The sequence below is a fragment of the Pelagerythrobacter sp. Soil_C_18 genome, from assembly GCF_057657235.1.
In genome coordinates this window covers 898,346-922,847 of sequence record NZ_JBDGIU010000001.1, presented here as the reverse complement: position 1 = coordinate 922,847, position 24,502 = coordinate 898,346, and the positions used below count along the sequence as shown (strand labels likewise).

Below are 24,502 nucleotides of genomic sequence, written 5' to 3'. Positions count from 1 at the left end.
TGTCGATTGGGCATAATTCCCCGCGTTCTGCGTAAGGCGCCTCCCCTGCAGACATCTGATCTGTTCGCGTGGAAGGCGAGCAAGCAATCGGCCCCTTTGTCAAGAATCACTCATGCCCGAGCGAGCAACGTTGGCTTCGGAGAAAATTCTCCATTCTTAGGATCAAAACGAACTGGGTACCCGGATACCGTCCGCGCAACGCTACGCTGCCAGCGCTGCGCTGTTGCAAAGGTTGCGGGGCCGGTGATCCGTCAGCAACGGTCCCCGCGACTTTCGCACCGCCACATCGCACCGCCCGCACCTAGTCTGGCACAGGCCGACACAACGATGTCGGTCGTGAAAGGGGAGGGAAATGGCGTTGGGTCCGAACTGGGCGAAAGTATTCGCGGGAATCGCTTTGATAGGCGCTCCGCTGAGCGCGGAGCCCTCTGCCTCGCCATCGGATATCCTGAGGTCGCAGACGGAAGATGTAACACTTACCCTCGCCGAGGGTACCTGGATGAGCGTCGACGTCAGCCCTGACGGACGAACGCTCGTGTTCGACCTGCTCAACGACATCTACACCATGCCTGCAGCGGGCGGAGAAGCCCGGGCGATCCTGTCCGGCCCCGCGACCCAGCGGAGCCCCCAGTTCAGCCCTGACGGTCGCAAGATCCTCTATCTCAGCGATGCGACGGGTGCGGACAATATCTGGATCGCCAATCCCGACGGATCCGATCCGCGCCAGATCAGCCATGAAACTATGGACATGATCACGGCGCCCTCGTGGTCGCCCGACGGCAGCGCCATCGTCGCCACCAAGACGAGCGCATCGGTGTTCGACATGCGCACGTCGGAGCTGATCCGCTTCAACGTGGGTGGCGGCGAGGAGCGGCAATTGGTCGCACCTCCCGAAAGCGGCAAGGATCTCCAGGAGCCGCGCTATTCGCCGGATGGGCGGCACCTCTACTATACCGAGCGAGTCGGCGGGCTGCATTACGTCTACCTCAATCCGAACCTCGGCAATTTCGTCATCCGCCGGCACGACCTGCTGAGCGGCGACACGGTCGACCTGATTTCCGGTTTTGGGAGCGCGACCACACCGCAGGTGTCACCCGACGGATCGGTCATCGCTTTCATTCGCCGGGTCGGCGCCAAGACGGTGCTTTTCCGGTACGACGTCGCGACGGGCCGTCAGAACGCCGTCTACGACGGGCTCGCACGCGATCTGCAGGCCGACTATCTCGCGCAGGAGCATTACTATCCCGCGTTCGACTGGTTTCCCGACAATCGGCACGTCGCGATCTGGGCCAAGGGCGAGTTGATCAAGGTCGATATGGAAACGGGCGAGGCGACGGATATCCCGTTCCGCGCCACTGCCCACCACGAAATTCATCCGGCGCTGCGCACCGAGCTGGATCTCGCGCCCGACCAGGTGGACGTGAAGATCATCCGGCAGATCGCCCCGTCGCCGGATGGTGACGAGCTTCTCTTCCGCGCGCTGGGCCGTATCTGGCGTCAGAGCCTGACCGGCAACGAGCCGCCGCGTCCTCTGACGGAGAGCGACGGCGCCCAGACCGACCCGAGGTGGTCCGCGGACGGCCGCTGGATCGCCTATGTCGAATGGCATGACGAGTCCGGCAGCACGCTCCACCTGCGCAGCGTCGACGGGAGCGAGGACAGAGTGCTCGCCCGCAGCGGCGGGATCATCGCCGAACCGGTCTTCGCGAACAGCGGCGGGCAGATCGCCTATCGCATTCTCGATGCGGATTCGCAGATGGGCGGCGCTCACGACGTACCGGGGCTTTATGTCGTCGATGTCGATGGCGAAGAACCTCGGTACCTTGCGCTTGCTGCCGGAGTAGCGCGCTTCTCGCCCGACGACCGGCGGATCTTTTACATGGGGCCGGCGGACTTCGAGAAGCGGCGTGCGGTGATCCTGCGCAGCATCCCGGCCGAGGGCGGCGAAACGCAGGATCATGCCTATGCGGAGACGGCCGATACCGGCGATTTCACGCTGAGCCCGGATCTCGCGTGGATCGCGTTCAAGGAATTCCAGGAACTGCACGTGATGCCGTTCCGGCCGGGTGCGGAGCCCATCGCGATCACCGCTCGGAACAACCCTGAGGCGCGCCGCCTTACCCGCTCGGGCGGCTTCGAACTGGCCTGGAGCGACAGGTCCGAACAGCTGTTCTGGACGCTCGGTCCCGACGTCTATGCGACACGGTCCGAAACCGACGGCATCGTCGATGCGCCCCTGCATTCGATCGAGCTCAGCGTTCCGGCCGATGTACCGCAGGGCAGCATAGCCTTCGTCAACGCGCGCGTTCTGCCGATGACGGGCAGCGACACGATCATCGAGAACGGGGCGGTCGTTGTGGAAGGCAACCGCATCAAGGCCGTCGGGCCGGCGGGGAGCATCGCGATCCCCGAGGCCGCCAAGGTGTACGACCTGGGGGGCAAGACCCTCATGCCCGGTTTCTTCGACGCGCACGGCCATATCGATTGCTGCTACGGAACCGGCGCGATGCCGCAGAAGCACGCGGTCCGCTATGCGGCGCTCGCTTACGGTGTGACGACCAACTTCGACCCTTACGCGAACGAGCTGCCGAGCTACGAAGCCGGCGAAATGACCATCGCCGGTCTGATGGTGAGCCCGCGCTGGCTGACCACCGGGCATGTGATTTATGGCCGGTCCGGAAAGCCCGACCGCGTCTTCAACCGGATCGGGAGTCTGGAAGATGCCCGCGCCGTCGTCCGCCGCAAGGCGGTCATCGGGGGGACGGTTCTCAAGAGCTACAAGCTCACCACGCGGGCGCAGAAGCAGTGGCTACTGCAGGCCGCGGCGGAAGAAGGCCTGATGGTCGACGCGGAAGGTGCCGGGCACTTCTACGACAACGTCGGCATGATCCTCGACGGATATACGAACCTCGAGCACAACCTGCCGGTTGCCACGTACTACGACGACCTGCTCCAGCTCTTCAAAAGCTCGGAGATGTCCACCACGCCCACTCTCGTCGTCACGTTCGGCGAGCTGTTCGGGGAGAACTACATCTATCAGAACCAGGAGCCGTGGAAGGAGCCGAAGGTCCGCACCTTCATCCCCGGGATCAACAACGCCTACAACCCCATCCAGGGCCCGTCCGACGCGCCACTCTACGTGCGGGCCATGCAGTCGATCCATCAGGCGGACGAGCTCTACGACGTCGGCTTCCGCTCGGTCGCGCGCTCTATCAAACGGCTGGACGATGCGGGCGTGATCGTGAACGTCGGCTCCCACGGTCAGGCGGCGGGCATCGCCCTCCATTGGGAGATGCAACTGCTCGCGGAAGGCGGGATGGCGCCGATGCGCATCCTGCGGGCCGCGACGATCAACGGCGCGAAGACCTGGGGGCTAGATCACCAGCTCGGCTCGATCGAGCCCGGAAAGCTGGCGGACCTCATCGTGCTCGACCGCGATCCGCTCGCGGACATCAGGAACACCAACAGCGTGGTCTACACCATGGTCAACGGTCGTCTCTACGAGTCCGCGACGATGAACGAGATCGGCAACCACGATCGGCCGCGCACCAAGTTCTACTGGGAGATGAGCGATCAACATGGAACGGACTGGAACCCGGCCTGGGCCGGAAGCGCGCGCAAGCGCTAGGCGTTTCGCAGCGACCCTCGCTGCTGCGTCCCTGCTGCTAGTCGCGGCGGCACCCGACGGCGCCGCGCAGCGCGCCGATCTCGTGCCGGAGATGGTCTCGATCCCCGGCGGAACCTTCGCCATGGGCGCGACCATCGACCGCGGCTACGGCCCGATCGACGGCCCGACGCACGAGGTCGCCATCGCTCCGTTCCAATTGGCGGCGCATGAAGTGACCCTGGGCGCCTTCCGCACGTTTGCCGAAGAGACCGGCTACGTCTCGGCGGGAAAGTGCAACGTATACGACGAAGACACCACTTGGCACATCAACCCCGAGCGGAACTGGCAGACGCCCGGGTTCGCGCAGGAGGATGACCACCCCGTGCTCTGCGTCAGTTGGCGCGACGCCCGGGCCTACATCGGCTGGCTGAACGCCAGGACGGGCAAGCAATACCGCCTGCCGAGCGAGGCCGAATGGGAATATGTCGCCACTCTGGCCGACCTCGGAAACGCACGCAGCCGCGGCGAAGGCGTAACGCACGAACTGGCGAATATCGGCAAGGTGGAATGCTGCGGCGGCAAGGCTGAAGGCCGCGACGTTTGGATCGAGACGGCGCCGGTCGGGAGCTTTCCAGCCGATGGGCTGGGGCTCCACGACATTCGCGGCAACGTCTGGGAATGGCAGGCCGACTGCTATCACGAGAACTACGTTGACGCGCCGGCCGACGGATCGTCCCGGAGCGACTGCCCAACGCCGGGCTACCACGTGATCCGGGGCGGTTCCTACGGCGACGCCGGCGAATTCCTGGAGGAGCGCTTTCGGCTCCGTGGCCCCGAAGATCAGGGCTACTTCACGGTCGGTTTCCGGCTCGCGCATTCGGCGGAATGACGATGAAGACGCTCAAGCCCCTCCGCCGCCGGCTCCTAAGTGCCGTTGTCCTCGCCGGACTGATCGGCGCAGCGATCGGAACGACGACCATTCCGGCGCTCGCCCGGGCGGAGGCCGATGCTGCCCCGCTGGAGGAACGCCTGGGCTTCTGGTCCCCGACCGAGCAGGAACTCGGCTACCGGGCGATGGAGACCATCTTTCCGGCCAACGTCATCAAGGCAGGCGGCCCGGTCCGCGAACTGCAGGTCGCCGACCACGAGCTCGAGGTCGCCTTTCTTCACGAACACCGGCCGTACACGGTCGACGATTTCATGAAGGTCAACCGGGTCTCGGGCCTGCTGGTCATCAAGGACGGCCGTGTCGTGCTCGAGCGCTACGGGCTGGGCCGTAAGGCGGCGGATCGATGGACGTCGTTTTCCATCGCGAAGTCCGTGACCTCGACACTCGTCGGCGCGGCGCTGCTGGACGGGGCGATTGATAGCCTCGACGATCCGGTCACGCGATATGTCCCTGAACTGGAGGGCGGCACCTATGACGGCGTCACCATCAGGCAGGCGCTGCAGATGCGTTCCGGCGTCGGCTTCGGCGAGGACTACAACAATCCGAAGTCGGACTTCAGCCGTTATGCGACCCACATGGGCCCTGCATTCTACCGCCAGATGGCGTCCCAACCGCGGGTAGCGGAGCCGGGTCAGGAGTTTCATTACTCCACGGCGGAGTCGAACCTCATCGGCGCGGTGGTTATGAACGCGACCGGCAAGTCCCTCTCGGACTACTTCTCCGAGAAGATCTGGCACCCCTTCGGCATGGAGGCTGACGGGATCTGGATCACCTCGCCTGAAGGGCTCGAGACCGGGGGCATCTGCTTCAGCGCGACGCTGCGCGACTATGGCCGCCTGGGCCTTTTCATGCTGGAGGGCGCGCAGGCCGGCGGCAAGGCGGTCGTGCCCGGGGGGTGGATCGCGGAGGCGACAGCGGCCCATAGCAAGAATACGTTCGGCGAGCTGGGCTACGGCTATCAGTGGTGGACCGGGCCGGGCGACGCATACCGCGGCATCGGGATCATGGGCCAGGCGCTGTACATCGATCCGCAGCGCAAGCTCGTCGTCGTGATCCAGAGCGCCTGGAGCAAACCCGGCGGCCCGCAATACTACGGACTGCAGTGGGACTTCATTCGCGCGGTCGCCGCTGCGGCCGGCGGCTAGTCCGCGGCGTCCGGCCCTTCCAGCAGCGTTTGCTGGATGCGGGCTATTCTCCAACCTTCCGCTTCCTTCAACAGGGTATAGCTGATCAGGATCACGAACTGCCTCTCCGCTGTCTTTATGTAGCGGACGGGCGCGGCAACGGTCGCCAGCCGCTCGCCCCCCAGGCTGTGACCGACGGGGCCGGGCACGATGGCCCATCCCGGCTCGGCGAACCATTCGCGGTGCCATTGAGCGATCGCCTCGCGCCCCGAGACGGTTTCGCCCCAGTAGTAGACGATCTCCGGCTCCACGCTGGTCGCCAGCGTCTGCTCCAGGGCGGCCGGATCACGCGCGGAGATTGCGTGGAGCATGGCCTCTACGGGTGCTTCGATGGTCGCGGCAGGCGCCGCGATCATACCCGGGGTAACGACACCCGGCGCTGCCTGAAGCCCCGCCAACAAAGTTGCGGCCAATATGATGGTCATGTCAGCATCCTCCCTGCGGTTGGCGGAAGGATAAGAAGCCGATTGCCTCGAGTGACGGTGCCAACTGCGTAGGCGGCGGTGCTTCGCCCTCACCGTCGGTGGGAATTCAGCCGGTAAGCTGGGCGGCGAGCCAATCCGCGAAGTCGGACGCGGCGGACTTGTGACCGGCTTCCGGGAGAACGACGTAGTAGGCGCTTCCCGTGCTCACCTCGAGATCGAAAAGCGTGATCAGCTTTCCCTCCTCGATCTGCTCCGCCGCGAACATTTCCGGGAGGAGCGCCACTCCGAGACCTGCTGCGGCACTGGCGACCGCCATGCCGAACTGGTCATAGACCGGGCCGCGAAAGGCGCCGTCTCCCGGAAGACCTGCTTTCATGTGCCATTCGGCCCATGCCGCCGGGCGTGTCCTGAGGTGAATCAAGGTTGCGCGATCGAGGTCGGCCGGTGAAGCAATCGCATTGGAGTGCCGGTATTCGGGGCTGCACATCGGGACCATCGTCTCGTGCATGAGCCGCCTCAGCGTTCCGCCGGGCCACGCCGACTCTCCATGGTGGATCGCGAGGTCGAATGGCTCGGCTTCGAACGAGAAAGGGCGCAGTCGTGACGCGAGGTTGACGGTTACATGCGGTCGCATCGCCTGAAAGAGCGGCAGCCGCGGTGCCAGCCAGTGGATGCCGAACGTGGGCAGGGTCGCGACATGGAGCGTCTGTTCGACCGAACTCGCGGACATGGCCTGACGGGTGGCGGCATTGAGCTGTCCGAGCAGCGCTCGTACCTGATCCTGATAATCGCGGCCCACCGGCGTCAGCACCACCCGCTGGCGGACGCGCTTGAACAATGGCGTGCGCAGGCGCTGCTCTAGCGCCGCGACTGCGCGGCTGACCGCGCCCTGCGTCAGGTTCAGCTCCGCTGCTGCGCCTGTGAAGCTCATGTGCCGCGCAGCCGCCTCGAACGCCACGAGCTCGTGCATCTGCGGGATCTGCCGCCGCGGCGTGGTGTCGAGTGGCTCCATGAGAGATCATTACCACTGAACATGATGTTATCGCAAGATTTCGCTTTCTCTTCCTCGTATCCTTAGGCTTTCTGTCCGGGAAGGATGTTGCGACAGGAGCGATGATAATGGCGGAGTTGGCGGGGTTCCAATGGGACGACCCATTCGATCTGGAATCGCAGATCACCGATGAGGAACGTCTGATCCGCGACACGGCACGTGATTACTGTCAATCATCATTGATGCCGCGTGTCCTGCTCGCCGCGCGTCATGAGAGCTTCGACCGGGAGATCATGACCGAAATGGGCGCGCTCGGACTCCTCGGTGCCACTCTGCCCGAAGCTTACGGTGGCGCAGAGGCGGGGCACGTGGCCTATGGGCTCGTCGCGCGCGAAGTCGAGCGCGTGGACTCGGGCTATCGCTCTGCGATGAGTGTCCAGTCGTCGCTCGTCATGCACCCGATCTACGCATACGGAGACGATGCTCAGCGCTCCAGGTACCTGCCCGAGCTCGCGTCGGGGCGCCTGATCGGTTGCTTCGGACTGACCGAACCCGATCACGGCTCCGATCCGGACGGGATGCGCACGCGCGCCGACCGGGTGGACGGCGGCTATCGCCTCAACGGCGGCAAGATGTGGATCACCAACAGCCCCATCGCCGACCTTGCGGTCGTCTGGGCGAAGCTGGACGGAGTGATCCGCGGCTTCATCGTCGAAGCGGGAGCCAGCGGTTACTCCGCGCCGAAGATCGAGGGCAAGCTGGCCTTGCGGGCCTCCGTGACCGGAGAGATCGTCCTCGACGACGTCTTCGTTCCCGAGACCGCACTTCTTCCGAATGCGCAAGGACTGGGCGGGCCGTTCGGCTGCCTCAACAAGGCGCGTTACGGGATTTCCTGGGGGGCGCTGGGCGCAGCGGAGTTCTGCTGGCACGCCGCGCGCCAGTACGCCCTCGATCGCGTTCAATTCGGCCGCCCGCTGGCGGCGGCCCAGCTCATCCAGCGCAAGCTCGTCGAAATGCAGGTGGAGATCACGCTCGGCCTGCAGGCCTGCCTGCGCGTGGGGCGGCTGCTGGACGAAGGGCGCTGTCCGGTTGCGAACATCTCCATCGTCAAGCGCAACAGTTGCGGCAAGGCGCTGGTCATTGCGCGGGAAGCGCGCGATATCCACGGCGGGAACGGGATTTCGGACGAGTTTCACGTGATGCGCCACGCCTGCAACCTGGAAGCGGTCAATACCTACGAGGGGACCCACGACATCCATGCGCTGATCCTCGGTCGGGCGCAGACGGGGCTCGCCGCCTTTGCCTGAGAACACCGCACCCGCGCGGGCGCTCGAGGGCGTTCGCGTCCTCGATCTCAGCCGCGTCCTTGCCGGCCCCTGGGCGACGCAGCTTTTGGCAGATCTCGGCGCGGACGTGATCAAGATTGAGCGACCCGGCACGGGGGATGACACTCGGGGATGGGGGCCGCCGTGGTTCACGCACGGGGAGGACAGCCGCGAGGCGGCCTACTTCACCTGCGCCAACCGCGGCAAACGATCGCTCGCGGTGGATATCAGCGACGCGGACGGCGCAGCGCTCGTTGCCTCTCTGGCCGACGAGGCCGACGTGCTGGTCGAGAACTTCAAAGTGGGCGCGCTGGCCCGATATGGCCTGGACTACGCCGTGCTGTCGGCGCGCAATCCGCGCCTCGTCTATTGCTCGATCTCGGGTTTTGGACAGGACGGGCCCTATGCAAGCCTGCCCGGATACGACTTCATCATCCAGGCGATGGGCGGCCTCATGAGCCTTACCGGCGAGCTGGGCGGGCCGCCGATGAAGGCAGGGGTGGCGCTGACTGACATTCTGACGGGCCTCTACGCCTGTAACGGCATTCTGGCGGCGCTCCACCAGCGGTCGAACACAGGGCGAGGCCAATGGGTCGAGACGTCGCTCCTCGACGTTCAAGTGGCCGCACTCGCCAATCAAGCTGCGGGCTATCTTGCCGCGGGCTGTGACCCGCAGAGGCACGGCAACGCTCATCCCAGCATCGTTCCTTACCAGGCGTTCGAAACCTCGACGCGGACGATCGCGCTGGCGGTGGGGAACGACGCGCAGTTCGGGCAGCTTTGTATACTCCTCGGGCGTGAGGACCTCGGCCGTGACCCTGCGTATGCGACCAATGCCGGGCGCGTAGCCGGCCGCGACAAGCTGATCCCCATGCTCGAGGCGGAATTCCGGCGTCGCACCGCCGACGAATGGATCGACGCACTGCGCGCTGCGGGCATTCCGGCGGGTCCTGTCAATACGATCGGCGACGTCTTCGCCGATCCGCATGTGCAGGCTCGGGAAATTCGGAAGGATATGCCGCACGCCGCTCTGGGCCTGGTCCCCGGCGTTGCCTGCCCGGTGCGCCTCTCGGCTTCTCCGCCGCGAGGCGATCTCGGACCGCCGGTGCTGGATGAGCACGGCACGGCCATCCGCGCTCTCGGCTGGGCCGCGCCGTGCCGGCCCGCGTCAAAACGTGAAGAGAGCGTTCAGCCGCAGCCGTGAGAGCCAGTCGTCCGGATCTTCGGTTCCGGCATAGAGCGGGTCGTCGGGACGGTAGAGATAGAGCGTCGCGTTGAGGATCAGGTCCTTGCGATAGACGTAGTCGGCGGTGAGCGAGTGCAGCCGGTAGTTCGTCGCGAGATTGATATTGTCCTGCGAGAATGCGGCAAAGACCGCGTCGGCTTCGGCCTGAGAGTAGCCGTAACCGAACCGCCAGTCACCGGCCTCGCTCGATCTGCCGAGCGCGAGCGCGACGCTGTAGCCGCTGTCGGCGGCGGTCGAGGCGCCGAGGTTCTTCACATAGTCCGCGGTGACGGAGATCGGCCAGCGTGCGCCCAAGGGCCGAACGCTGACTTCGGCGATCACGTCGATGAGATCGAAGTCCGACAGATAGCGGCCGTCCGGGCCGAGCAAGTTGCCCCGAAAGTCGCCCGCATCGGCCGTGGCAACGCTCCCGAGCCGATAGTCGTAGTAGGCGGCGGCGAGCGCTCCCGACCACATGGAGCCACCGGCAGCGAGTTCGATCTGGCCCCCCGTCATCGTGCTGTCCGGGCCGGTTACCGAACGGTCGATGGGGAAGTAGATACCGGTCGCGCCGAGCGAGACGGCGGATGAAAGGGGAACTCGGTACCGCGCGGCAATGCCCTGCGGGCTTACATCGCCGTCCCAGACGAGGTCGGTCCGGCGAAACACCTGGGGAATCTTGCCGCCCCAGATGTCCAAGCCGCCGCGGGTGATATGCGCATAAGCCTGATCCAGGCTGACTTCGAGATCGTCGTCGAAATTCCCCAGCGTCACGTCGGTCGTGTTCGGGTCGTCCTGACTGCCGGTGACCAGCTGACCGCCGAGCTCGAGCCAGTCGTTGACCTGATACGCGGCGCGCACGCGGGCGCGGAGGACACCCCGGCCATCGCCGGGCGCGTCGTTGTCGCTTCCGTTGTGTTCGTAACGCAGGCGCAAGTCGCCCGAGACGCTCAGTGCCGAAGAAGCGGCGGGCGCTGTCGGAGCGGCGGCGGCGAGGCGAGGGGCTTGGGAAGCCCCGTTTGCGGCCGGTACCGCTGAGGCGCGGGTTCGGGGAATGGCCGAGGCTTCGGCCAGCGACCGTCCTCCTTCGACAGCCGTCAGAAGCCGCTCCTCGAGCTGCCGGATGCGCACCTCCTGTGCCTCTAGGTGCGCTTCCAGTTCCGTTATGCGCGCGTCCTTGTCGGCCTCGCTCCGCGCCAGGACCGGAGCGGTCACGAACGTCGTTGCGAGCAGAGCGGCGGCGAGTTTCAGTCGCATGCTTGCTTCCTTTCGTTTGTCGCGCCTTGCAGACGACGCCTGCGCCTCAAAAGGTGTCGAGAGAGCGCAACCGGCGGGCGGTTCGCTGGTCGCTACCGTGCGGAAAGGCCGCCCATCGTGAAGTATTTGAGCTCGAGGAACTCATCCAAACCGTACTTCGAACCTTCGCGGCCGATGCCCGATTCCTTGACCCCGCCGAAGGGTGCGGCTTCGCTCGAAATGATCCCTTCGTTGAGGCCGATCATCCCGTATTCGAGCTGCTCCGCCACGCGCCACGCGCGCCCGAGGTCGCGAGTCCAGAAATAGGCGGCGAGCCCGTAGGGCGTGTCGTTCGCCCGTGCGACGACCTCCTCCTCCGTCTCGAACGGCATGACCGGCGCGACCGGCCCGAAGATCTCCGCACTGGCGATCTCCATCGAGGAATCGATGCCGGTCAGGATCGTGGGCGCGTAGAAATTGCCGCCGAGGGCGTGTCCCCCGCCGCCGAGCACGCACTGCGCCCCCTTCGCAAGAGCGTCGCGCACGAGCCCGTCCACTTTCGCTACCGCTGCCGAATTGATCAGCGGACCGATCGCGTTTCCGCCCGCCAAACCCTCTCCCACCGCCAAGGCTTCGACCGCGGCTGCGAAACGGGCCGTGAACTCGTCGGCGACGCCGGACTGAACGAAGAGGCGATTGGCGCAGACGCAGGTTTGCCCGGCGTTGCGGAATTTCGACTGGATCGCGCCCGCAACCGCCGCGTCGATGTCGGCATCGTCGAAGACGATAAACGGCGCATTCCCGCCCAGCTCGAGCGAGAGCTTCTTCACCGTCCCCGCGCATTGCGCCATCAGCAGCTTGCCGACCCGCGTGGACCCGGTGAAAGATAGCTTGCGGACATCGGGGCTGTCCGTCAGCACCCGGGCAACGGATTCCGCTCGGGCGGCGGTGACCACCTCGAGCACACCTTCGGGAAAGTCGGCGTCCCGTGCGAGCGCCGCCAATGCCAGTGCGCTCAAAGGGGTATCCTCGGCCGGCTTCAGGACGATAGTGCAGCCCGCCGCAAGCGCGGGCGCGACCTTGCGCGTCACCATGCCGACCGGGAAGTTCCACGGCGTGATGGCCCCGACCACACCGACCGGTTGACGCAGCACGAGCAGGCGGCGGCCCGGCGCGTTGGTGGGAATGACGTCGCCGTAGGCGCGCTTGCCTTCCTCGGCGAACCACTCGACGAAGCTCGCCCCATAGACGATCTCGCCCATCGCCTCTGCGATCGGCTTACCCTGTTCTCGAGTGAGCAGGGTGGCGAGCGCCTCCTGGTTGTCGAGGATGAGGTCGTGCCAGCGGCGCAGGATCGCGGCGCGTTCCTTTGCCGTTTTCGCTGCCCAGGCGGGAAGCGCCTCCTTGGCCTTGGCCACCGCCCGGGCGGCGTCTTCGGCATCCATGTCCGCCACATCCGCGATATGCGCGCCGGTGGCCGGATTGCTGACCGGGAAACGAGCCGTGATGTTGTTCCCCGGCGCGATCCGGGCGAGGAGGTCCGCATCCTTCCCCCGGTCCATGTTGGTCATCACATTCATCGCCCGGCCTCCCGTTACAAAAGGCCGTGGGCCGCTGCCGTCTTGTCGAGGCCGATCTTGGTCTTCTCGATCATCTCGTCGATTTCGGAGCGTCCGATCGTGAGCGGCGGACAAGCGACCATCGTGTGGCCCACGGCGCGGAGGATGAGGTTCTCCCCGATGCAGTGCTCCCGGCATTCGATCGCCGGCTGCTCGGTAGCCGCGAAGAACTCGCGGCTGGCCTTGTCGCGCACCAGTTGGAGACCGGCGATCAGGCTGACGCCGCGCAGCTCGCCGACGATTGGGTGGGAGTCCGCCAGTTGCTGTAAGGAGCTCCGGAAATAGGGTGCGGTCTCCTCGCGCACCTTCTCGATCAGGCCTTCACGCTCGATGATGTCGATATTGGCGAGCGCGACCGCGCAGGACACCGGGTGCCCCGAATACGTGTAGCCGTGCGATATCACGCCGCCGCCGTTGATGGCGTCGCTCACGCGCTTGTTCATAGCGACCGCGGCGATTGGAAGGTAACCCGACGAAAGACCCTTCGCCATCGGCATCAGGTCTGGTTCGATGCCGTACGTGTCCGATCCGAACCAGTTGCCCGTGCGGCCGAACCCGCAGATCACCTCGTCCGCCACCAGCAGGATGTCGTATTTCCTGCAGATACGCTGGATCTCGGGCCAGTAGGTGGAGGGCGGATCGATCACGCCGCCGGCACCCTGCACCGGTTCCGCGACGAAGGCGGCGACGTTCTCGGCACCCAGTTCCAGAATCTTGGTCTCGAGTGCGCGCGCCGCTTCGAGGCCGAATTCCTCTGGCGTCTTGCCCTGGCCGTGCCGGTACCAGTGCGGCTCCATGATATGCTCGAAGCCGGGCAGGAGCGACTGACCCATCGCATGCATCGGGGCCATGCCGCCCAGGCTCGTCGCGGCAAGCGTGCTGCCGTGATAGCCGAGGGTGCGGCCGATGAAGACGTTCTTGCTCGGTTGGCCCTGAACTTCCCAGAAATGGCGCACGAGCCTGATGATCGTGTCGTTGGCCTCGGAACCCGAGTTGGCGAAGAAGAAGTAGTCGAGCCCCGCCGGAGTCAGCTCCGAAAGGCGGCGGGCGAGCCGGATCTGGGTCGGCGTCGAGCTGGAGAAGAAGGTGTTGTAGTACGGCAGCGTCGCCATCTGCTTCGATGCGGCGTCGACAAGTTCCTGACGGCCATAGCCGACATTCACGCACCACAGGCCGGCCATAGTATCGAGAATCTTGTTGCCGTCGCTGTCCCAGATGTAGCAGCCATCCGCGTGGGTGAAGACGCGAACGCCTTGTTCGCCAAGCACTTTGGGATCGGTGAATGGATGCAGATGGTGCTCACGGTCCAGCGCCTGCCATTCGGCGGTGGTGGTGGTAATCTGCTCCATCTCGAACTCCCATTCCTTCGGTTCCGGTTCGGGGTATGCCGCTCGGGTGGGAGGCATCAGATGATTAAATCGCCAGTGCCGGTGCGCGGGGCGCACCGCCGGATCACGTCTCCTGGGCTGCCTGTTCGTTCTCACGCATGAGGGCCGCAATCTCCTGATCGCCGAACCAGCCGCGGGCTTCGAGCGCGTCGATCACCCTCGCGCGGTCGCCGGCCGGATGGGTCTGGCTCAGCTTGGTGACGCCTTCGATGCTGCCGATGTCGATGCGGAACGACCGTATGTGGGGCAGGAGCGCGTCGACACGGCCTTCCGGCGCCTGCGCCATCGTCCAGGGGGAGCTGTGTCCCCGCTCGACCATCTCGGTCACACGATCGAGCAGTCGCAACTGCGTGTCGTCGTCATCGATGGGATTGAGTGTTCCCCGGACATGCGCGGTGACATAGTTCCAGGTCGGCACCGTCGGACGTTCTTGATACCAGGCAGCCGAAACATAAGCGTGCGGTCCGGCAAACACCGCCAGCGCGGGCTTTCCGGCCCGAAGCGCCCGCGCATGTGGATTGTGTCGGGCCATGTGCCCGATCAGCCGCATTTCTGCCGGATCCTCGCTCTCGAAATAGATGGGGACCGAGGTCGCCCAAGGACCGCTCTCGCCAGTCGTGACGAGAAGCGCGAAGGGGTGGTCGCGCACGATCTGCCGCGGATCGTCCGCGATGTAGGCTTTGGGCGCGTAGAGGCGGCGTTCGTCGTCCATAATTCATCTCTCCCGATCGCTTGCTCTCATCATGTCCGCGGGCGCGCGCGCAGACAGATGCCGAATGCGCGCTCGCCGGTGCGGAGGAGGCACCGAGGGTAGCCGAGTAGTGGTGACTCGATCTCACCGGCCAAGGATAGCTTTCGCACCGGATCATCCCTCCGTCCTTCGATAGACCTCACAGGCATGGATCATGAAAGCCGGGGAGTGTGAAGCGTTGGGGGAAGTAATCGCGAGTGCCGATGGAAGCGAGCAGCCCCTGGCTTCGATCGAGCAGGCTTATGCGGGGAAACTGATGCCTGGCGAGCAGGTGCACCTGTTCCGCAACACGCACCGGGTGTTCCCCTGCCGGCGTATCTCGCGTGGCAACGGTCCGATCCGCGACTTGCCGCAGAGGGCCGACACCGTCGAGGATTTCCCCGTCAGGGCTGGCGAACAAGAGTTCGATCTCTACGACTACGTCTCGCGCAACCGGCTCGTCGGCCTGCTCATGCTGAAGGACGGGAAGGTCGTTCACGAGCGCTACGAACTCGGGGCCGACGCCAGCACGCGGTGGATGTCCATGTCGATGGCGAAGTCCGTGAGCACGCTCCTGATCGGTATTGCCATCCGCGACGGGTTCATCGGCAGTGTTGACGATCCTCTGACCGACTACCTGCCCGAGTTGCGGGGAAGCGGTTATGACGGGGTCTCGATCCGCCACTTGATGCAGATGACCTCGGGTGTCGAATGGGACGACACCCATACCGACGCCAACTCACACCGGCGCCACATGCTTGCCCTACAGGTTGGGCAGCAGCCGGACACGATTCTGAAGTACATGGCGAGCCTCCCGCGCATCGCGGAGCCTGGCACGCGCTGGAACTACAGCACCGGCGAAACCCATGTCGTGGGGGCGCTGGTCAAGGCAGCGACGGGGCGGTGGCTCGCGGACTATCTTTCGGAAAAGCTCTGGTCGCGGCTCGGTATGGACGCCAACGCCGAATGGTGGCTCGAAGCGCCGGACGGACTCGAAGTCGCCGGCAGTGGCATCTGCGCCACCCTCCGCGACTATGCACGGCTCGGCCTCTTCGCCATGAACGGCGGCCGGATCGAGGACGAGCAGGTGCTGCCTACGGGTTGGATCGAGGAGTCCACGGTGCCGCGCGAAGCAGGCGGCGAGCCCCTGAACTACGGGTACATGTGGTGGCCGGTCCCCAATGCCGAAGGATCGTTCGCCGACGGCGCGTTCAGCGCCCGCGGGATCTTCGGGCAGTACATCTACGTCAATCCTGCCGAGCGTGTGGTGCTGACGGTGCTCAGTTCGCGGTCGAAGCCAAAGTTCGCCGAAGCGATACTCGACAACCACTTCTTCAATTCGGCTGTCGAGGCGCTGCGGTGATCGATCAGGCGGCGGATTTCAGCGCCGGATAATCGGCCGTCAGGGCGGAGGTGACCCACTGCCTGAACCGCCTGAGCAACGGATCATTCCAGCGGTCGCGACGGGCATAGAGCGTATAGCGGCCGAGGCGCGGCGCGAAATGCGGATTGTCTTTTCCGATGTCGATCAGGGCTCCTGATTGAAGATCGGCGCCGGCCGTCACCGGATTGGCAAGCGCGATGCCTCGCCCGTGCCGCGCTGCGTCCAGCGTGAGATGCCCCTCCCACAGCCGCGCTCCGGTGAGGCCGGAGCTGTCTTCCACGCCATAGGAGGCGAGCCATTTGGCCCAGGTCTGGAAGCTGTCTTCGTGAAGCAGCCGGTGCTGGAGGAGGTCCGCGGGCGTCTTCGGAGTTTGGGTGCTGCCTAGATAGCTCGGACTGGCAACCGCAATGATGGGGGCCTCCACCAGAATTTGGCGCCTGAGTTGCGGCAGCAGTTCCGGCTCCGCTTCGTAGGTCGCGTGAAAGCGAACGTCGACGTCAGCCTCGTGGGCGGCGAAGTCCGGACTATGGTCGGTGGGACGCAGGACGATGTCGGCATCGTTGTTGCGCCGCTCGAACTGCTCCAGTCGGCTCGAGAGCCAGTGCAGCGCGAAGCCCGAGGTGCTCCAGATGTGAAGCCGCCGGTGATGGCCCTCGCTCATCAGATCGAGCGTGGCGTGAGCCAGCATGTCCATCGCGAAGGACACCCGACCGTGATAGTTGCGGCCCCGCTCGGTGAGGGCAATGCCGTACGGCGTGCGCTCCACCAGTTGCACGCCGGCCCAGGACTCGATCGCGCGGAGATGGCGGCTGATCACGGCGTGATCACGGTCAAGCCATTGTGCCGCCCGCCTGACGCCGCCCAACCGTGCAACGGCGTCGAAGGCCCGCAGCGCTTCGAACGGGGGCAGGGCTTTCCGCGAAGGCGGATTGTCGGATCTTGGAACCAGGGGCTGATCGTCCGCCATTCAAATCCTTCGATGCATTCGCGAGAGTGAATTGCCTATCATTCGGTGCTGCGACGGACGGGTCAAGGGGGGCAACCCGAATGCGTGGCGGTGCTGCATCTGCACCACACCCTCCGACCTTGGCATCTGGCGACGTACGTGCACCTATGGTCCAACGTGCCCCCGATGGCTGACATGCAACACATGGCCGAGCATTGGTTCTCCCGATTCCGGCGTGCTCACGCGATGCTGGGCTCGGCGCTGGCGGCAAGCGGAACAGCGATGGCTTCGCCGATCGCTGCCTCGGAGAATCCTCGGACCTTTGTCGAGGGTGCGATTACGATCGATGCGCTGGCTAACCAGTCAGGAGGGCAGCGCCGTGACAGCCGTTTGCTCGGGCTGGCGAGCGTTGCCGCCGGTGTGAACGATTTGCGCAGCGGTCCGCTCGAAATCTCCGGTTTTGTCGAAGTGCAATTCGTCGATGGCGATGGATTTTCGGAGAACGTCGTGGGCGACGGGCAGGTCGTCAGCAACATCGAGGCCGTGCCCGGAATTCGCCCAATTGAAGCCTGGCTGCAACTGGGAGTGGAGGGGGGGCGGCATCGCATCAAGGCGGGGTTGATCGATCTCAATCGCGAGTTCGACATGCAGCAGGTCGGGAGCATGTTTCTCAACAGCTCGCATGGCATCGGCCCCGAGCTGTCGCAGTCGGGAGCGAACGGTCCCTCCATCTTCCCGACCACGACCACCGCGGTCGTCTATGGCTTCGAAGCCGAACGCTGGGGAGCGAGGGTGGGGGCTTTCAACGCAGTCGCCGGCGACCCTGCGAACCCGAAGAAGACCGTCGTGCCATTCCCGGGCGAAGATGGGTTGCTGTTGATTGCCGAGGCCGAGCATCGGTTCGAAAGTGTGCGAGCCTACGCCGGCCTCTGGGCATATAGCGCCGCTTCCCCCGACCTCCTGCACCCGGACGACGCGGCCGGCGATCGGTGGCGCAGTCGTGGCGCTTACGCCGCCATGGAGACGACGCTCGCAACGGCACACACCGGCGAAAAGCTCGAATCATGGGTTCGGGTCGGCATTGCCAATGAGGACGTCCTCCCGGTCGGGACCTACCTGGGCGGTGGGGTTCGCTACGGCACCGAGGACCGGGGCATCGGCTTCGCCATTGCGCATGCGCGGCTCGGCGATCCGGCGATCGATGCCGCAGCGATCAGCGGCGACAGGGCCCAGCGGGCCGAGACGAACTTCGAACTCAGCTACGTTCATGCGCTGACGCCGGTAGTGACTATTCAGCCCGATATTCAGTACGTGCGCAATCCCGGCTGGAATCCGGCTCTCGACGACGCGCTGGTCATCGGTCTGCGCCTGAGCGCCGGCTTTCGCTGACACGCCTGGCGCGCCGCTGCCAACTGAGCACGCCGAGGAAGATCATCGTTACGAGCCAGCATCCGATCGCGAGATTGAGAAGGCGGCCGGGGACGGCGCCGATCTGGCCTGTGTGAATGGGATAGAGCCACTCGATCAGCCGGCGCGCAGGCCTGCTCGTTCGCGCGTCATGGTCGCCGAGAATAGTGCCATCGACGGAGGACACCCACACGGTGGTCGCTCCGAACTGACGAGGGATCTCGCCAGCCGCTCGCAATCTGATCCGGTACCAGGGCGCGTCCTCGCCGGGCATCGAGAGCGCCGTGAGTTCTGCGCCAGGGTAACGGGCGAGGGCGCGCGCCATCGCCTCGCCTGGTGTAACGGCAACTGGGCCGGAGAGGCTTGCCGCCGGGTCGGCGAGGCCGCCCCCGACTGCGCCCTCGATCGTGTCCAGAAAAGCAAGCTGGATACCCGCTGCGACCATGAGCGCCGCGGGCACGCCCACCCACAGGCCCAGCAGTCGGTGCCAGCCCGCGATGCGGGCCGAGCTCGGCCCGCGAGGCTGGGTGGTCAGCGCGCGCCGTAAGTTTCTCGCAGGCCAGGCCGCAGTAAGCCCGAGCACGATGTTGCTGAAGAGCAGCAGACCGCTGATTCCGATCAGTACCGCGCCCGTACTCCCGAGCAGGAGCGACTTGTGGAATAGCGTCAGCGTCTCGAACACGGCGCCGTCGGAAAATTTCTCGTGATCGGGCCTGTCGCGCAACACTTCGCCCCCGCCGTTCACGCGAATGGTTCGGTCGCCGCCGGGCGCCGCGGCGTAGATGTCGTACTGGCCGGGGATGCCTCCGGTCGCCCACATGCCGCTGACGTCCAGTCCGCCGCGCTCGACCGCCTCGATCCTCTCGCCCAGCCTTTCGACGCGGGTTTCGGTGGGAACGCCGCTCAGCCACCAGTCGTCCAGCTCCGCCCGGAACGAGATCGCAATGCCGCTGAGAGCCTGAAGCAGCCAGAAGACCGCCGCGGCGAGGCTCAGGTACTTGTGCACCCGCCGGGCGCTTGTGCGGACTGCCGCCATTGTGCTTCATCCCCCTCGGTTCGGACGGGTACAGAGTGGGCGTCCACCCGCATCACGCCAGATGCGAATGAGGGTGGCGGTGGTGACTTCGCCGCAACAGGGTATGCTTCGAACGCGCCTGTCTGCGCCGGGGGCCCTGTGTTGCATTTCCCTGCGCGACCGCTGATCGAAAGGGCGAGGGTGCTTGTGGGGAGGGGAAGAATGAAAGTTGCCTGGTTGGGGCTGGTGCTCGCCCTGACGCTTGCTCCCTATACGTCCAGCGTGCCCGTGGCCGCCGAGCCGTCGCCGCCCGCCAGCCTGCCCCACCGGGACGTGAACATTACAGTCTCCGAGGGCACCTGGATGAGCGTCGACGTCAGTCCCGACGGGAAGACGATCGCCTTCGATCTCCTCAACGACATCTATGTCATGCCCGCCGGTGGCGGCTGGGCGCAGCTCGTCCATGGCGGCCCTGCGATGCAGCGCAGCCCCCGTTTCAGCCCCGATGGCACGAGGCTGCTGTACCTCAGCGACGAGGATGGCGCGGACAACATCTGGACCTCGCGCATTGATGGATCGGACGCTCGCCAGATCTCACGCGAGACGACGCTCGCCGTCACCGGCCCGGCCTGGAGCGTCGATGGGAAGAGCGTCGCTGCGGCGCGGATGTTCGACAGCGCGGACAAGCTGCACGCGTCCGAGATTCGTCTCTACGACGTCGCCACGGGCGACGACACGCAGCTCGTCGCCGCACCGGCGAACGGCGAGAACGTGCACGAACCGACGTTCGGGCGAGACGGCCGCTGGTTGTACTACACCGAGAAGGTATCCGCCCCGACGGCGTCGGTCGTCTATGTCGATGCGAACCACATCAACTACGCGGTCAAGCGGCGCGATCTTCGCACCGGTTCGGTCGAGGAACTGGTGAAGGGATTCGGCAGCGCCACTACCCCCGCAGTTTCGCCCGACGGCCGCAAGCTCGCCTTCCTGAGGCGCGTCAAGACGGACACCGTGCTCTTCCTCTACGATCTGGAAACGCGCGAGCAGTGGCCGGTATTCGCCGGTCTCGACCGTGACGATCAGGCGGATTTCCTGGGGCAGGGCATCTATTATCCCCAGTACGACTGGTTCCCCGACAATCGCCATCTCGCGATCTGGGCGGGCGGCAAGATACTCCGGCTCGACACCGAGACCGGCGACACGGAAGAGATTCCCTTCACGGCATCGGCCACTCATCGCCTCACCGCCCCCCCGCGCGTGACGCAGGACCTCGCGCCGGAGGAGTTCCGCGCCCGGATCATTCGCCAGCTTGCCTGGGCTCCCGGTGACGATCGCCTGAGCTTCAACGCGCTCGGCAGGATCTGGAGCCAGCCCGCCGGCGGCGCGCCGGCCCGTCTCACGGCGGGAGATCTGCCCGAATTCGATCCGGCCTATTCGCCCGACGGCAAGCAGGTCGCGTTCGTCGATTGGAAGGATGATCGGGGCGGCACGCTCAAGGTGCGCAATGCCGGCGGAGAAATACGCACGCTCGTGGAGAGCGCGGGAATCCTGCGTGCTCCGGCATTCTCGCCCGACGGCAAGCGCATCCTCTACATCATTGCGGAAGGCGATCGTTGCCTCGGCGGCCATCGGGCGCGTCCGGGCATCTACTGGACGGATGTTGGCGGAGGGCCGTCTCACTACGTCGGTGCGCCGGCCATCGAGGCGGCGTTCTCGCCCGACGGCGCGCGCATCTGGTTCACCACCGAAAGCTATGCCGGCCATGATCTGGTCTCGCAGGTCGAAAGCCTTGGGCTCGACGGAAGTGACCGCCGCATCCATGCGCGCGCGTCGCACGCCGATGTGAACGAGCTGAAGGTGAGCCCGGATCTCAAGTGGATCGCCTTCCGTCACGAGCAGCAATATTATCTGAAGCCGTTTGCGCCGGGCGCGGACCCGGTCGAGATTACCCCCGAGGGGGCGAAGCCGCTCGGGCGCCTCGGGGGCTACGAACTGACCTGGGCACCGGATTCGAGCGCGGTGCTCTGGGCGCTTGGCCCGACCATCTATCGAAGCGCGGTCTCGGGCGCCTCGCCCGTGGTCCACGCCGAGATCGAGCTGACCGCAGAAGCGGACGTGCCGAGCGGCGCCCTGGCGTTCGTCAACGGGCGCATCATCACCATGCACGGCGGCGAGGTGATCGAGCGCGGCACGGTGGTCGTGCGCGGGAACCGGATCCAGGCCGTTGGGCCCGCCGCGTCGATCGACGTGCCGGCCGATGCCAGGGTTATCGACATCAGCGGCAAGACCGTGATGCCGGGCCTCGTCGACATGCACGGCCATGTGGACAATTGCTATTACAGCTCGTCCGGTCTCACCCCTGAGAAGCAGCCGACCCAGTATGCCGATCTGGCGTACGGGGTGACGACCAACTACGATCCCTACACCTCGGAACTCGCGACCTATGCCACGCGCGAGATGGCGATGGCCGGGATGATGACCGGTCCGCGCGCGATCGATTCCGGAATGGTGGCCTATGGACGGACCGGAAAGGTCGACAAGGTCTACATTCCGATCGAGAGCCAGGCAGATGCCGATGCGCTGATGGCGCGCAAGAAGGCGCTCGGCGGCGCCATCGTCAAGAGCTACCGTCAGCCGATGCGCCGGCAGCGCCAGCAGATCCTCGCCGCCGGCCGCGAGGCCGGGGTCATGGTCGATGTGGAGGGCGAGAGCCACTTCTACAACAACATCACCATGATCCTCGACGGTCATACGAACCTGCAGCACAACATGCCGCTGGAGAACATCTACGACGACGTCGTCCAGCTCATGGCGGCGTCGGAGGTCGCGCAGACGCCGACGCTGATCGTGCTGTTCGGAGAGCTGATGGGGGAGAACTACCTCTACCAGCACACCCGCGCCTGGGAGGATCCGAAGGCGCGCCGTTTCGTCCAGTTGACGACCAGCGGCTACAGCCCGCTCGGCGCGCCCTACGGCGCACCGCCGCACGTGCGCGGCATGACCACCATTCACGCGGCGGACGAGCTCTACGACATCGGCTTCCGCGCCGCTGCACGGTCGATGAAGGCGCTCGACGACGCGGGCGTGGTGATCAACGCAGGATCGCACGGCCAGGTCACCGGCCTCGCGCTTCATTGGGAGATGTGGCTGCTGGTCGAAGGGGGCATGTCGAACCACCGGGTTCTGCGCACCGCCACCATCAACGGCGCCAGGACGCTCGGCCTCGACGGCCAGATCGGAACCATAGCGCCGGGCAAGCTGGCGGACCTGCTGGTGCTCGACCGCAATCCGCTCGAGGACATCCGCAACTCCAACAGCGTGCGATACACGCTCGCGAACGGGCGGCTCTACGACTCCGTCACGATGAACCAGATCGGCAACCACCCGCGCGAGCGCGAGCCGTTCTTCTGGGAAACCGGGCGCGACTTCAACGGAATCGATTGGGAACCGGCGTGGGCGCATCAATGACGATGGGCTTCGCCGGACCGGCGGGAGATCAAGGGTGCAGGCAGCAGACGGCGTAACCACGCAGACGATCGCGCGTTTAAACGGAGACGGGGGGAACGCAGGATCGGCGGACAAGCTGTTTCTGGGGCATCCGCGCGGCCTCGCCTTCATCGTCTTCACCGAGGCATGGGAGCGCTTCTCGTTCTACGGGATGCAGGCGCTTCTCGTCCTCTACATGGCGACTTACCTGTTCCAGCCGGAGAACATCGGCGGCGTGGCCGGATTCGCAGGCTTCAGGACGGGCGTAGAGGCGGTGTTCGGGCCGCTCAGCATCCAGGCGCTCGCGACGCAGGTGTTCGGCCTCTACGTCGGGCTGATCTATTTCATGCCGGTGCTTGGCGGTCTTCTGGGCGATCGCTGGATCGGCCGGCGCCGTGCCGTCCTGCTCGGCGGCGCCTTGATGGCGGTCGGCCATTTCCTGATGGCGTTCGAGAACCTGTTTCTCCCAGCGCTCTCGGCGCTGATCCTGGGGGCTGGCCTGTTGAAGGGGAACCTCGCCGCCCAGGTGGGCGATCTTTACTCCAAGGACGACCCGCGGCGCGATACCGCGTTTTCGCTCTACGTCCTGGCGATCAACATTGGCGCGTTCGTGGCGCCGCTCGTATGCGGCACGCTGGGCGAACTCTACGGCTGGCACTACGGCTTCGGCGCGGCCGGCATCGGCATGCTGGTCGGGATCGTCATCTACCTGCGCGGTGCGCACTGGCTCCCGCCCGAAAGGATCGGGAAGGGTGCGAGCGAACGGCCGCGGCTCGCGCCGGGCGACTGGCGTATCATCGCCGCGATCTTCGTGATGCTCGCCATTACCGCGCTGTTCTGGACGGCGCAGAGCCAGGTCTGGAACACATATCCTCTCTGGATCCGCGCCCGGGTCGACCGCGAGATTCTGGGCCTGACAGTGCCCGTCACCTGGTTCCAGTCGCTGGATTCGCTGGCCGTGCTGATCTTCGCGCCAGCCGTGCTGTGGTTCTGGCGCTTTCAGGCGCGGCGTTCGGCAGAACCGGGCGATCTTCCGAAGATCGCGATCGGCTGTCTCGTCTTCGCTGCAGCCATGATCTGGCTGTCCGTCGGCGAGCTGCTGTCCGGCGGGGGGACCGTGGCCCTCGTGTGGCCGGTGGTCTTCCACTTCATCTGCGCATGGTCGTTCCTCTATGTCGGCCCGATCGCACTCGCGCTAACCTCGCGGGCGGCGCCGCCTGCTGTGAACGCGATGATGGTCGGATCCTACTACCTCGCTATCTTCGCCGGCGGGATCGCCAGCGGCTGGCTCGGCAGGTTCTACGAGACGGTCTCGCCCTCGGCGTTCTGGCTGATTCACGCCGCTGTCGTCGGGGTCGGCGCGTTGCTGCTCTTCGTCTTCAAGACGCGGCTGCTGCAGGCGATGAAGCTGAACCCCCGCGCACCAGGCTGAGCTTCCGGTGATAGAAGCGTAGCCCCGCGTGCGGGGCTTACGTCGTGTGACCGGCGGCGAGCAGGGCAGCGCGCGCGGTCCGGCCGCATTGAGGGGCCGGGTTTCCCACCTCCTTCAGGAATTCCGCCGCCGACCCAATCTGCGGACAAAAAA

Annotated in this window: 17 protein-coding genes; 9 read left to right on the top strand and 8 right to left on the bottom strand. The window is 65.5% G+C overall.

Features of this window, described 5'->3' with window-relative positions; genetic code table 11:
- Nucleotides 1–499 precede the first annotated feature (499 nt).
- Genes AC3A5N_RS04255 through AC3A5N_RS04245 form a run of 3 tightly spaced genes read left to right on the top strand, consistent with a single transcriptional unit; the run spans nt 500 to nt 5,701 of the window.
- Entirely contained in the window at nt 500–3,628 is a 3,129-nt protein-coding gene (locus tag AC3A5N_RS04255; protein WP_487736058.1) for an amidohydrolase family protein, read from the top strand.
- Complete coding sequence (locus AC3A5N_RS04250; RefSeq protein ID WP_487736057.1) at nt 3,579–4,496, top strand: formylglycine-generating enzyme family protein; 918 nt, start codon at nt 3,579–3,581, stop codon at nt 4,494–4,496. Before AC3A5N_RS04255 ends, AC3A5N_RS04250 begins: the two co-directional genes overlap by 50 nt.
- Before the next feature lie 2 nt (nt 4,497–4,498).
- Nucleotides 4,499–5,701 (top strand): serine hydrolase domain-containing protein, encoded by a 1,203-nt coding sequence (locus AC3A5N_RS04245; protein WP_487736056.1) that lies wholly within the window; start codon nt 4,499–4,501, stop codon nt 5,699–5,701.
- Here AC3A5N_RS04245 and AC3A5N_RS04240 read toward each other — a convergent pair.
- Nucleotides 5,698–6,165: a nuclear transport factor 2 family protein gene (locus AC3A5N_RS04240; RefSeq protein WP_487736055.1), complete on the bottom strand. Its 468-nt coding sequence runs from the start codon at nt 6,163–6,165 to the stop codon at nt 5,698–5,700. The two genes, AC3A5N_RS04245 and AC3A5N_RS04240, sit on opposite strands and share 4 nt — an antisense overlap.
- Nucleotides 6,166–6,271: 106 nt before the next feature.
- Nucleotides 6,272–7,177, bottom strand: coding sequence for a LysR substrate-binding domain-containing protein (locus AC3A5N_RS04235; RefSeq protein ID WP_487736054.1), 906 nt, complete (start codon nt 7,175–7,177; stop codon nt 6,272–6,274).
- Nucleotides 7,178–7,284: 107 nt separating this feature from the next.
- Between AC3A5N_RS04235 and AC3A5N_RS04230 the strand changes: the two genes are divergently transcribed.
- Together AC3A5N_RS04230 and AC3A5N_RS04225 are read left to right on the top strand one after the other, a co-directional pair.
- The gene (locus AC3A5N_RS04230) at nt 7,285–8,463 is read left to right on the top strand and encodes an acyl-CoA dehydrogenase (protein ID WP_487736053.1); all 1,179 of its coding nucleotides are present in this window, start codon (nt 7,285–7,287) and stop codon (nt 8,461–8,463) included.
- Nucleotides 8,456–9,685, top strand: a complete 1,230-nt coding sequence (locus AC3A5N_RS04225) for a CaiB/BaiF CoA transferase family protein (protein WP_487736052.1) — start codon at nt 8,456–8,458, stop codon at nt 9,683–9,685. The genes AC3A5N_RS04230 and AC3A5N_RS04225 overlap by 8 nt, the downstream gene beginning before the upstream one ends.
- Here the strand turns inward: AC3A5N_RS04225 and AC3A5N_RS04220 are convergent.
- The 4 genes from AC3A5N_RS04220 to AC3A5N_RS04205 all read right to left on the bottom strand — a co-directional run bounded on the left by AC3A5N_RS04220 (nt 9,650) and on the right by AC3A5N_RS04205 (nt 14,661).
- Nucleotides 9,650–10,963, bottom strand: a complete 1,314-nt coding sequence (locus tag AC3A5N_RS04220; protein ID WP_487736051.1) for a putative porin — start codon at nt 10,961–10,963, stop codon at nt 9,650–9,652. The two genes, AC3A5N_RS04225 and AC3A5N_RS04220, sit on opposite strands and share 36 nt — an antisense overlap.
- 92 nt (nt 10,964–11,055) lie before the next feature.
- Nucleotides 11,056–12,522 (bottom strand): NAD-dependent succinate-semialdehyde dehydrogenase, encoded by a 1,467-nt coding sequence (locus AC3A5N_RS04215; RefSeq protein WP_487736050.1) that lies wholly within the window; start codon nt 12,520–12,522, stop codon nt 11,056–11,058.
- A gap of 14 nt (nt 12,523–12,536) precedes the next feature.
- Entirely contained in the window at nt 12,537–13,910 is a 1,374-nt protein-coding gene (locus AC3A5N_RS04210) for an aspartate aminotransferase family protein (RefSeq protein ID WP_487736049.1), read from the bottom strand.
- A 103-nt stretch (nt 13,911–14,013) separates the two neighbouring features.
- Entirely contained in the window at nt 14,014–14,661 is a 648-nt protein-coding gene (locus tag AC3A5N_RS04205) for an FMN-binding negative transcriptional regulator (RefSeq protein WP_487736048.1), read from the bottom strand.
- Between the two features lie 193 nt (nt 14,662–14,854).
- On the opposite strand from AC3A5N_RS04205, the gene AC3A5N_RS04200 reads away from it, so the two are divergent.
- Complete coding sequence (locus tag AC3A5N_RS04200) at nt 14,855–16,042, top strand: serine hydrolase domain-containing protein (protein WP_487736047.1); 1,188 nt, start codon at nt 14,855–14,857, stop codon at nt 16,040–16,042.
- Nucleotides 16,043–16,046: 4 nt separating this feature from the next.
- Here the strand turns inward: AC3A5N_RS04200 and AC3A5N_RS04195 are convergent, their stop codons facing one another.
- A complete protein-coding gene (locus tag AC3A5N_RS04195) occupies nt 16,047–17,030 on the bottom strand; it encodes a LysR substrate-binding domain-containing protein (RefSeq protein WP_487736046.1) in 984 nt (327 codons plus the stop codon).
- Between the two features lie 165 nt (nt 17,031–17,195).
- On the opposite strand from AC3A5N_RS04195, the gene AC3A5N_RS04190 reads away from it, so the two are divergent.
- Nucleotides 17,196–18,398, top strand: a complete 1,203-nt coding sequence (locus tag AC3A5N_RS04190) for a carbohydrate porin (protein ID WP_487736045.1) — start codon at nt 17,196–17,198, stop codon at nt 18,396–18,398.
- Here AC3A5N_RS04190 and AC3A5N_RS04185 read toward each other — a convergent pair.
- On the bottom strand, nt 18,364–19,452 hold the full coding sequence (locus tag AC3A5N_RS04185) for a PepSY-associated TM helix domain-containing protein (protein ID WP_487736044.1): 1,089 nt from the start codon (nt 19,450–19,452) through the stop codon (nt 18,364–18,366). The genes AC3A5N_RS04190 and AC3A5N_RS04185 overlap by 35 nt on opposite strands.
- A 201-nt stretch (nt 19,453–19,653) precedes the next feature.
- Here AC3A5N_RS04185 and AC3A5N_RS04180 point away from each other — a divergent pair, with 201 nt between their 5' ends.
- Both AC3A5N_RS04180 and AC3A5N_RS04175 read left to right on the top strand, forming a co-directional pair.
- On the top strand, nt 19,654–22,899 hold the full coding sequence (locus AC3A5N_RS04180; RefSeq protein WP_487736043.1) for an LpqB family beta-propeller domain-containing protein: 3,246 nt from the start codon (nt 19,654–19,656) through the stop codon (nt 22,897–22,899).
- A 34-nt stretch (nt 22,900–22,933) separates the two neighbouring features.
- Nucleotides 22,934–24,349 carry a peptide MFS transporter gene (locus AC3A5N_RS04175; protein WP_487736042.1) on the top strand — a complete coding sequence of 472 codons (1,416 nt, stop codon included), beginning with the start codon at nt 22,934–22,936 and terminating at the stop codon, nt 24,347–24,349.
- The last annotated feature ends 153 nt before the right edge of the window (nt 24,350–24,502 follow it).

Coding starts and splice junctions, on each gene's coding strand:
- AC3A5N_RS04250 (WP_487736057.1), top strand. CDS start 3,579: ATGGAACGGACTGGAACCCGGCCTGGGCCGGAAGCGCGCGCAAGCGCT.
- AC3A5N_RS04190 (WP_487736045.1), top strand. CDS start 17,196: ATGGCTGACATGCAACACATGGCCGAGCATTGGTTCTCCCGATTCCGG.
- AC3A5N_RS04205 (WP_487736048.1), bottom strand. CDS start 14,661: ATGGACGACGAACGCCGCCTCTACGCGCCCAAAGCCTACATCGCGGAC.
- AC3A5N_RS04215 (WP_487736050.1), bottom strand. CDS start 12,522: ATGAATGTGATGACCAACATGGACCGGGGGAAGGATGCGGACCTCCTC.
- AC3A5N_RS04210 (WP_487736049.1), bottom strand. CDS start 13,910: ATGGAGCAGATTACCACCACCACCGCCGAATGGCAGGCGCTGGACCGT.
- AC3A5N_RS04200 (WP_487736047.1), top strand. CDS start 14,855: ATGAAAGCCGGGGAGTGTGAAGCGTTGGGGGAAGTAATCGCGAGTGCC.
- AC3A5N_RS04235 (WP_487736054.1), bottom strand. CDS start 7,177: ATGGAGCCACTCGACACCACGCCGCGGCGGCAGATCCCGCAGATGCAC.
- AC3A5N_RS04220 (WP_487736051.1), bottom strand. CDS start 10,963: ATGCGACTGAAACTCGCCGCCGCTCTGCTCGCAACGACGTTCGTGACC.
- AC3A5N_RS04240 (WP_487736055.1), bottom strand. CDS start 6,165: ATGACCATCATATTGGCCGCAACTTTGTTGGCGGGGCTTCAGGCAGCG.
- AC3A5N_RS04245 (WP_487736056.1), top strand. CDS start 4,499: ATGAAGACGCTCAAGCCCCTCCGCCGCCGGCTCCTAAGTGCCGTTGTC.
- AC3A5N_RS04180 (WP_487736043.1), top strand. CDS start 19,654: ATGAAAGTTGCCTGGTTGGGGCTGGTGCTCGCCCTGACGCTTGCTCCC.
- AC3A5N_RS04185 (WP_487736044.1), bottom strand. CDS start 19,452: ATGGCGGCAGTCCGCACAAGCGCCCGGCGGGTGCACAAGTACCTGAGC.
- AC3A5N_RS04230 (WP_487736053.1), top strand. CDS start 7,285: ATGGCGGAGTTGGCGGGGTTCCAATGGGACGACCCATTCGATCTGGAA.
- AC3A5N_RS04195 (WP_487736046.1), bottom strand. CDS start 17,030: ATGGCGGACGATCAGCCCCTGGTTCCAAGATCCGACAATCCGCCTTCG.
- AC3A5N_RS04255 (WP_487736058.1), top strand. CDS start 500: ATGAGCGTCGACGTCAGCCCTGACGGACGAACGCTCGTGTTCGACCTG.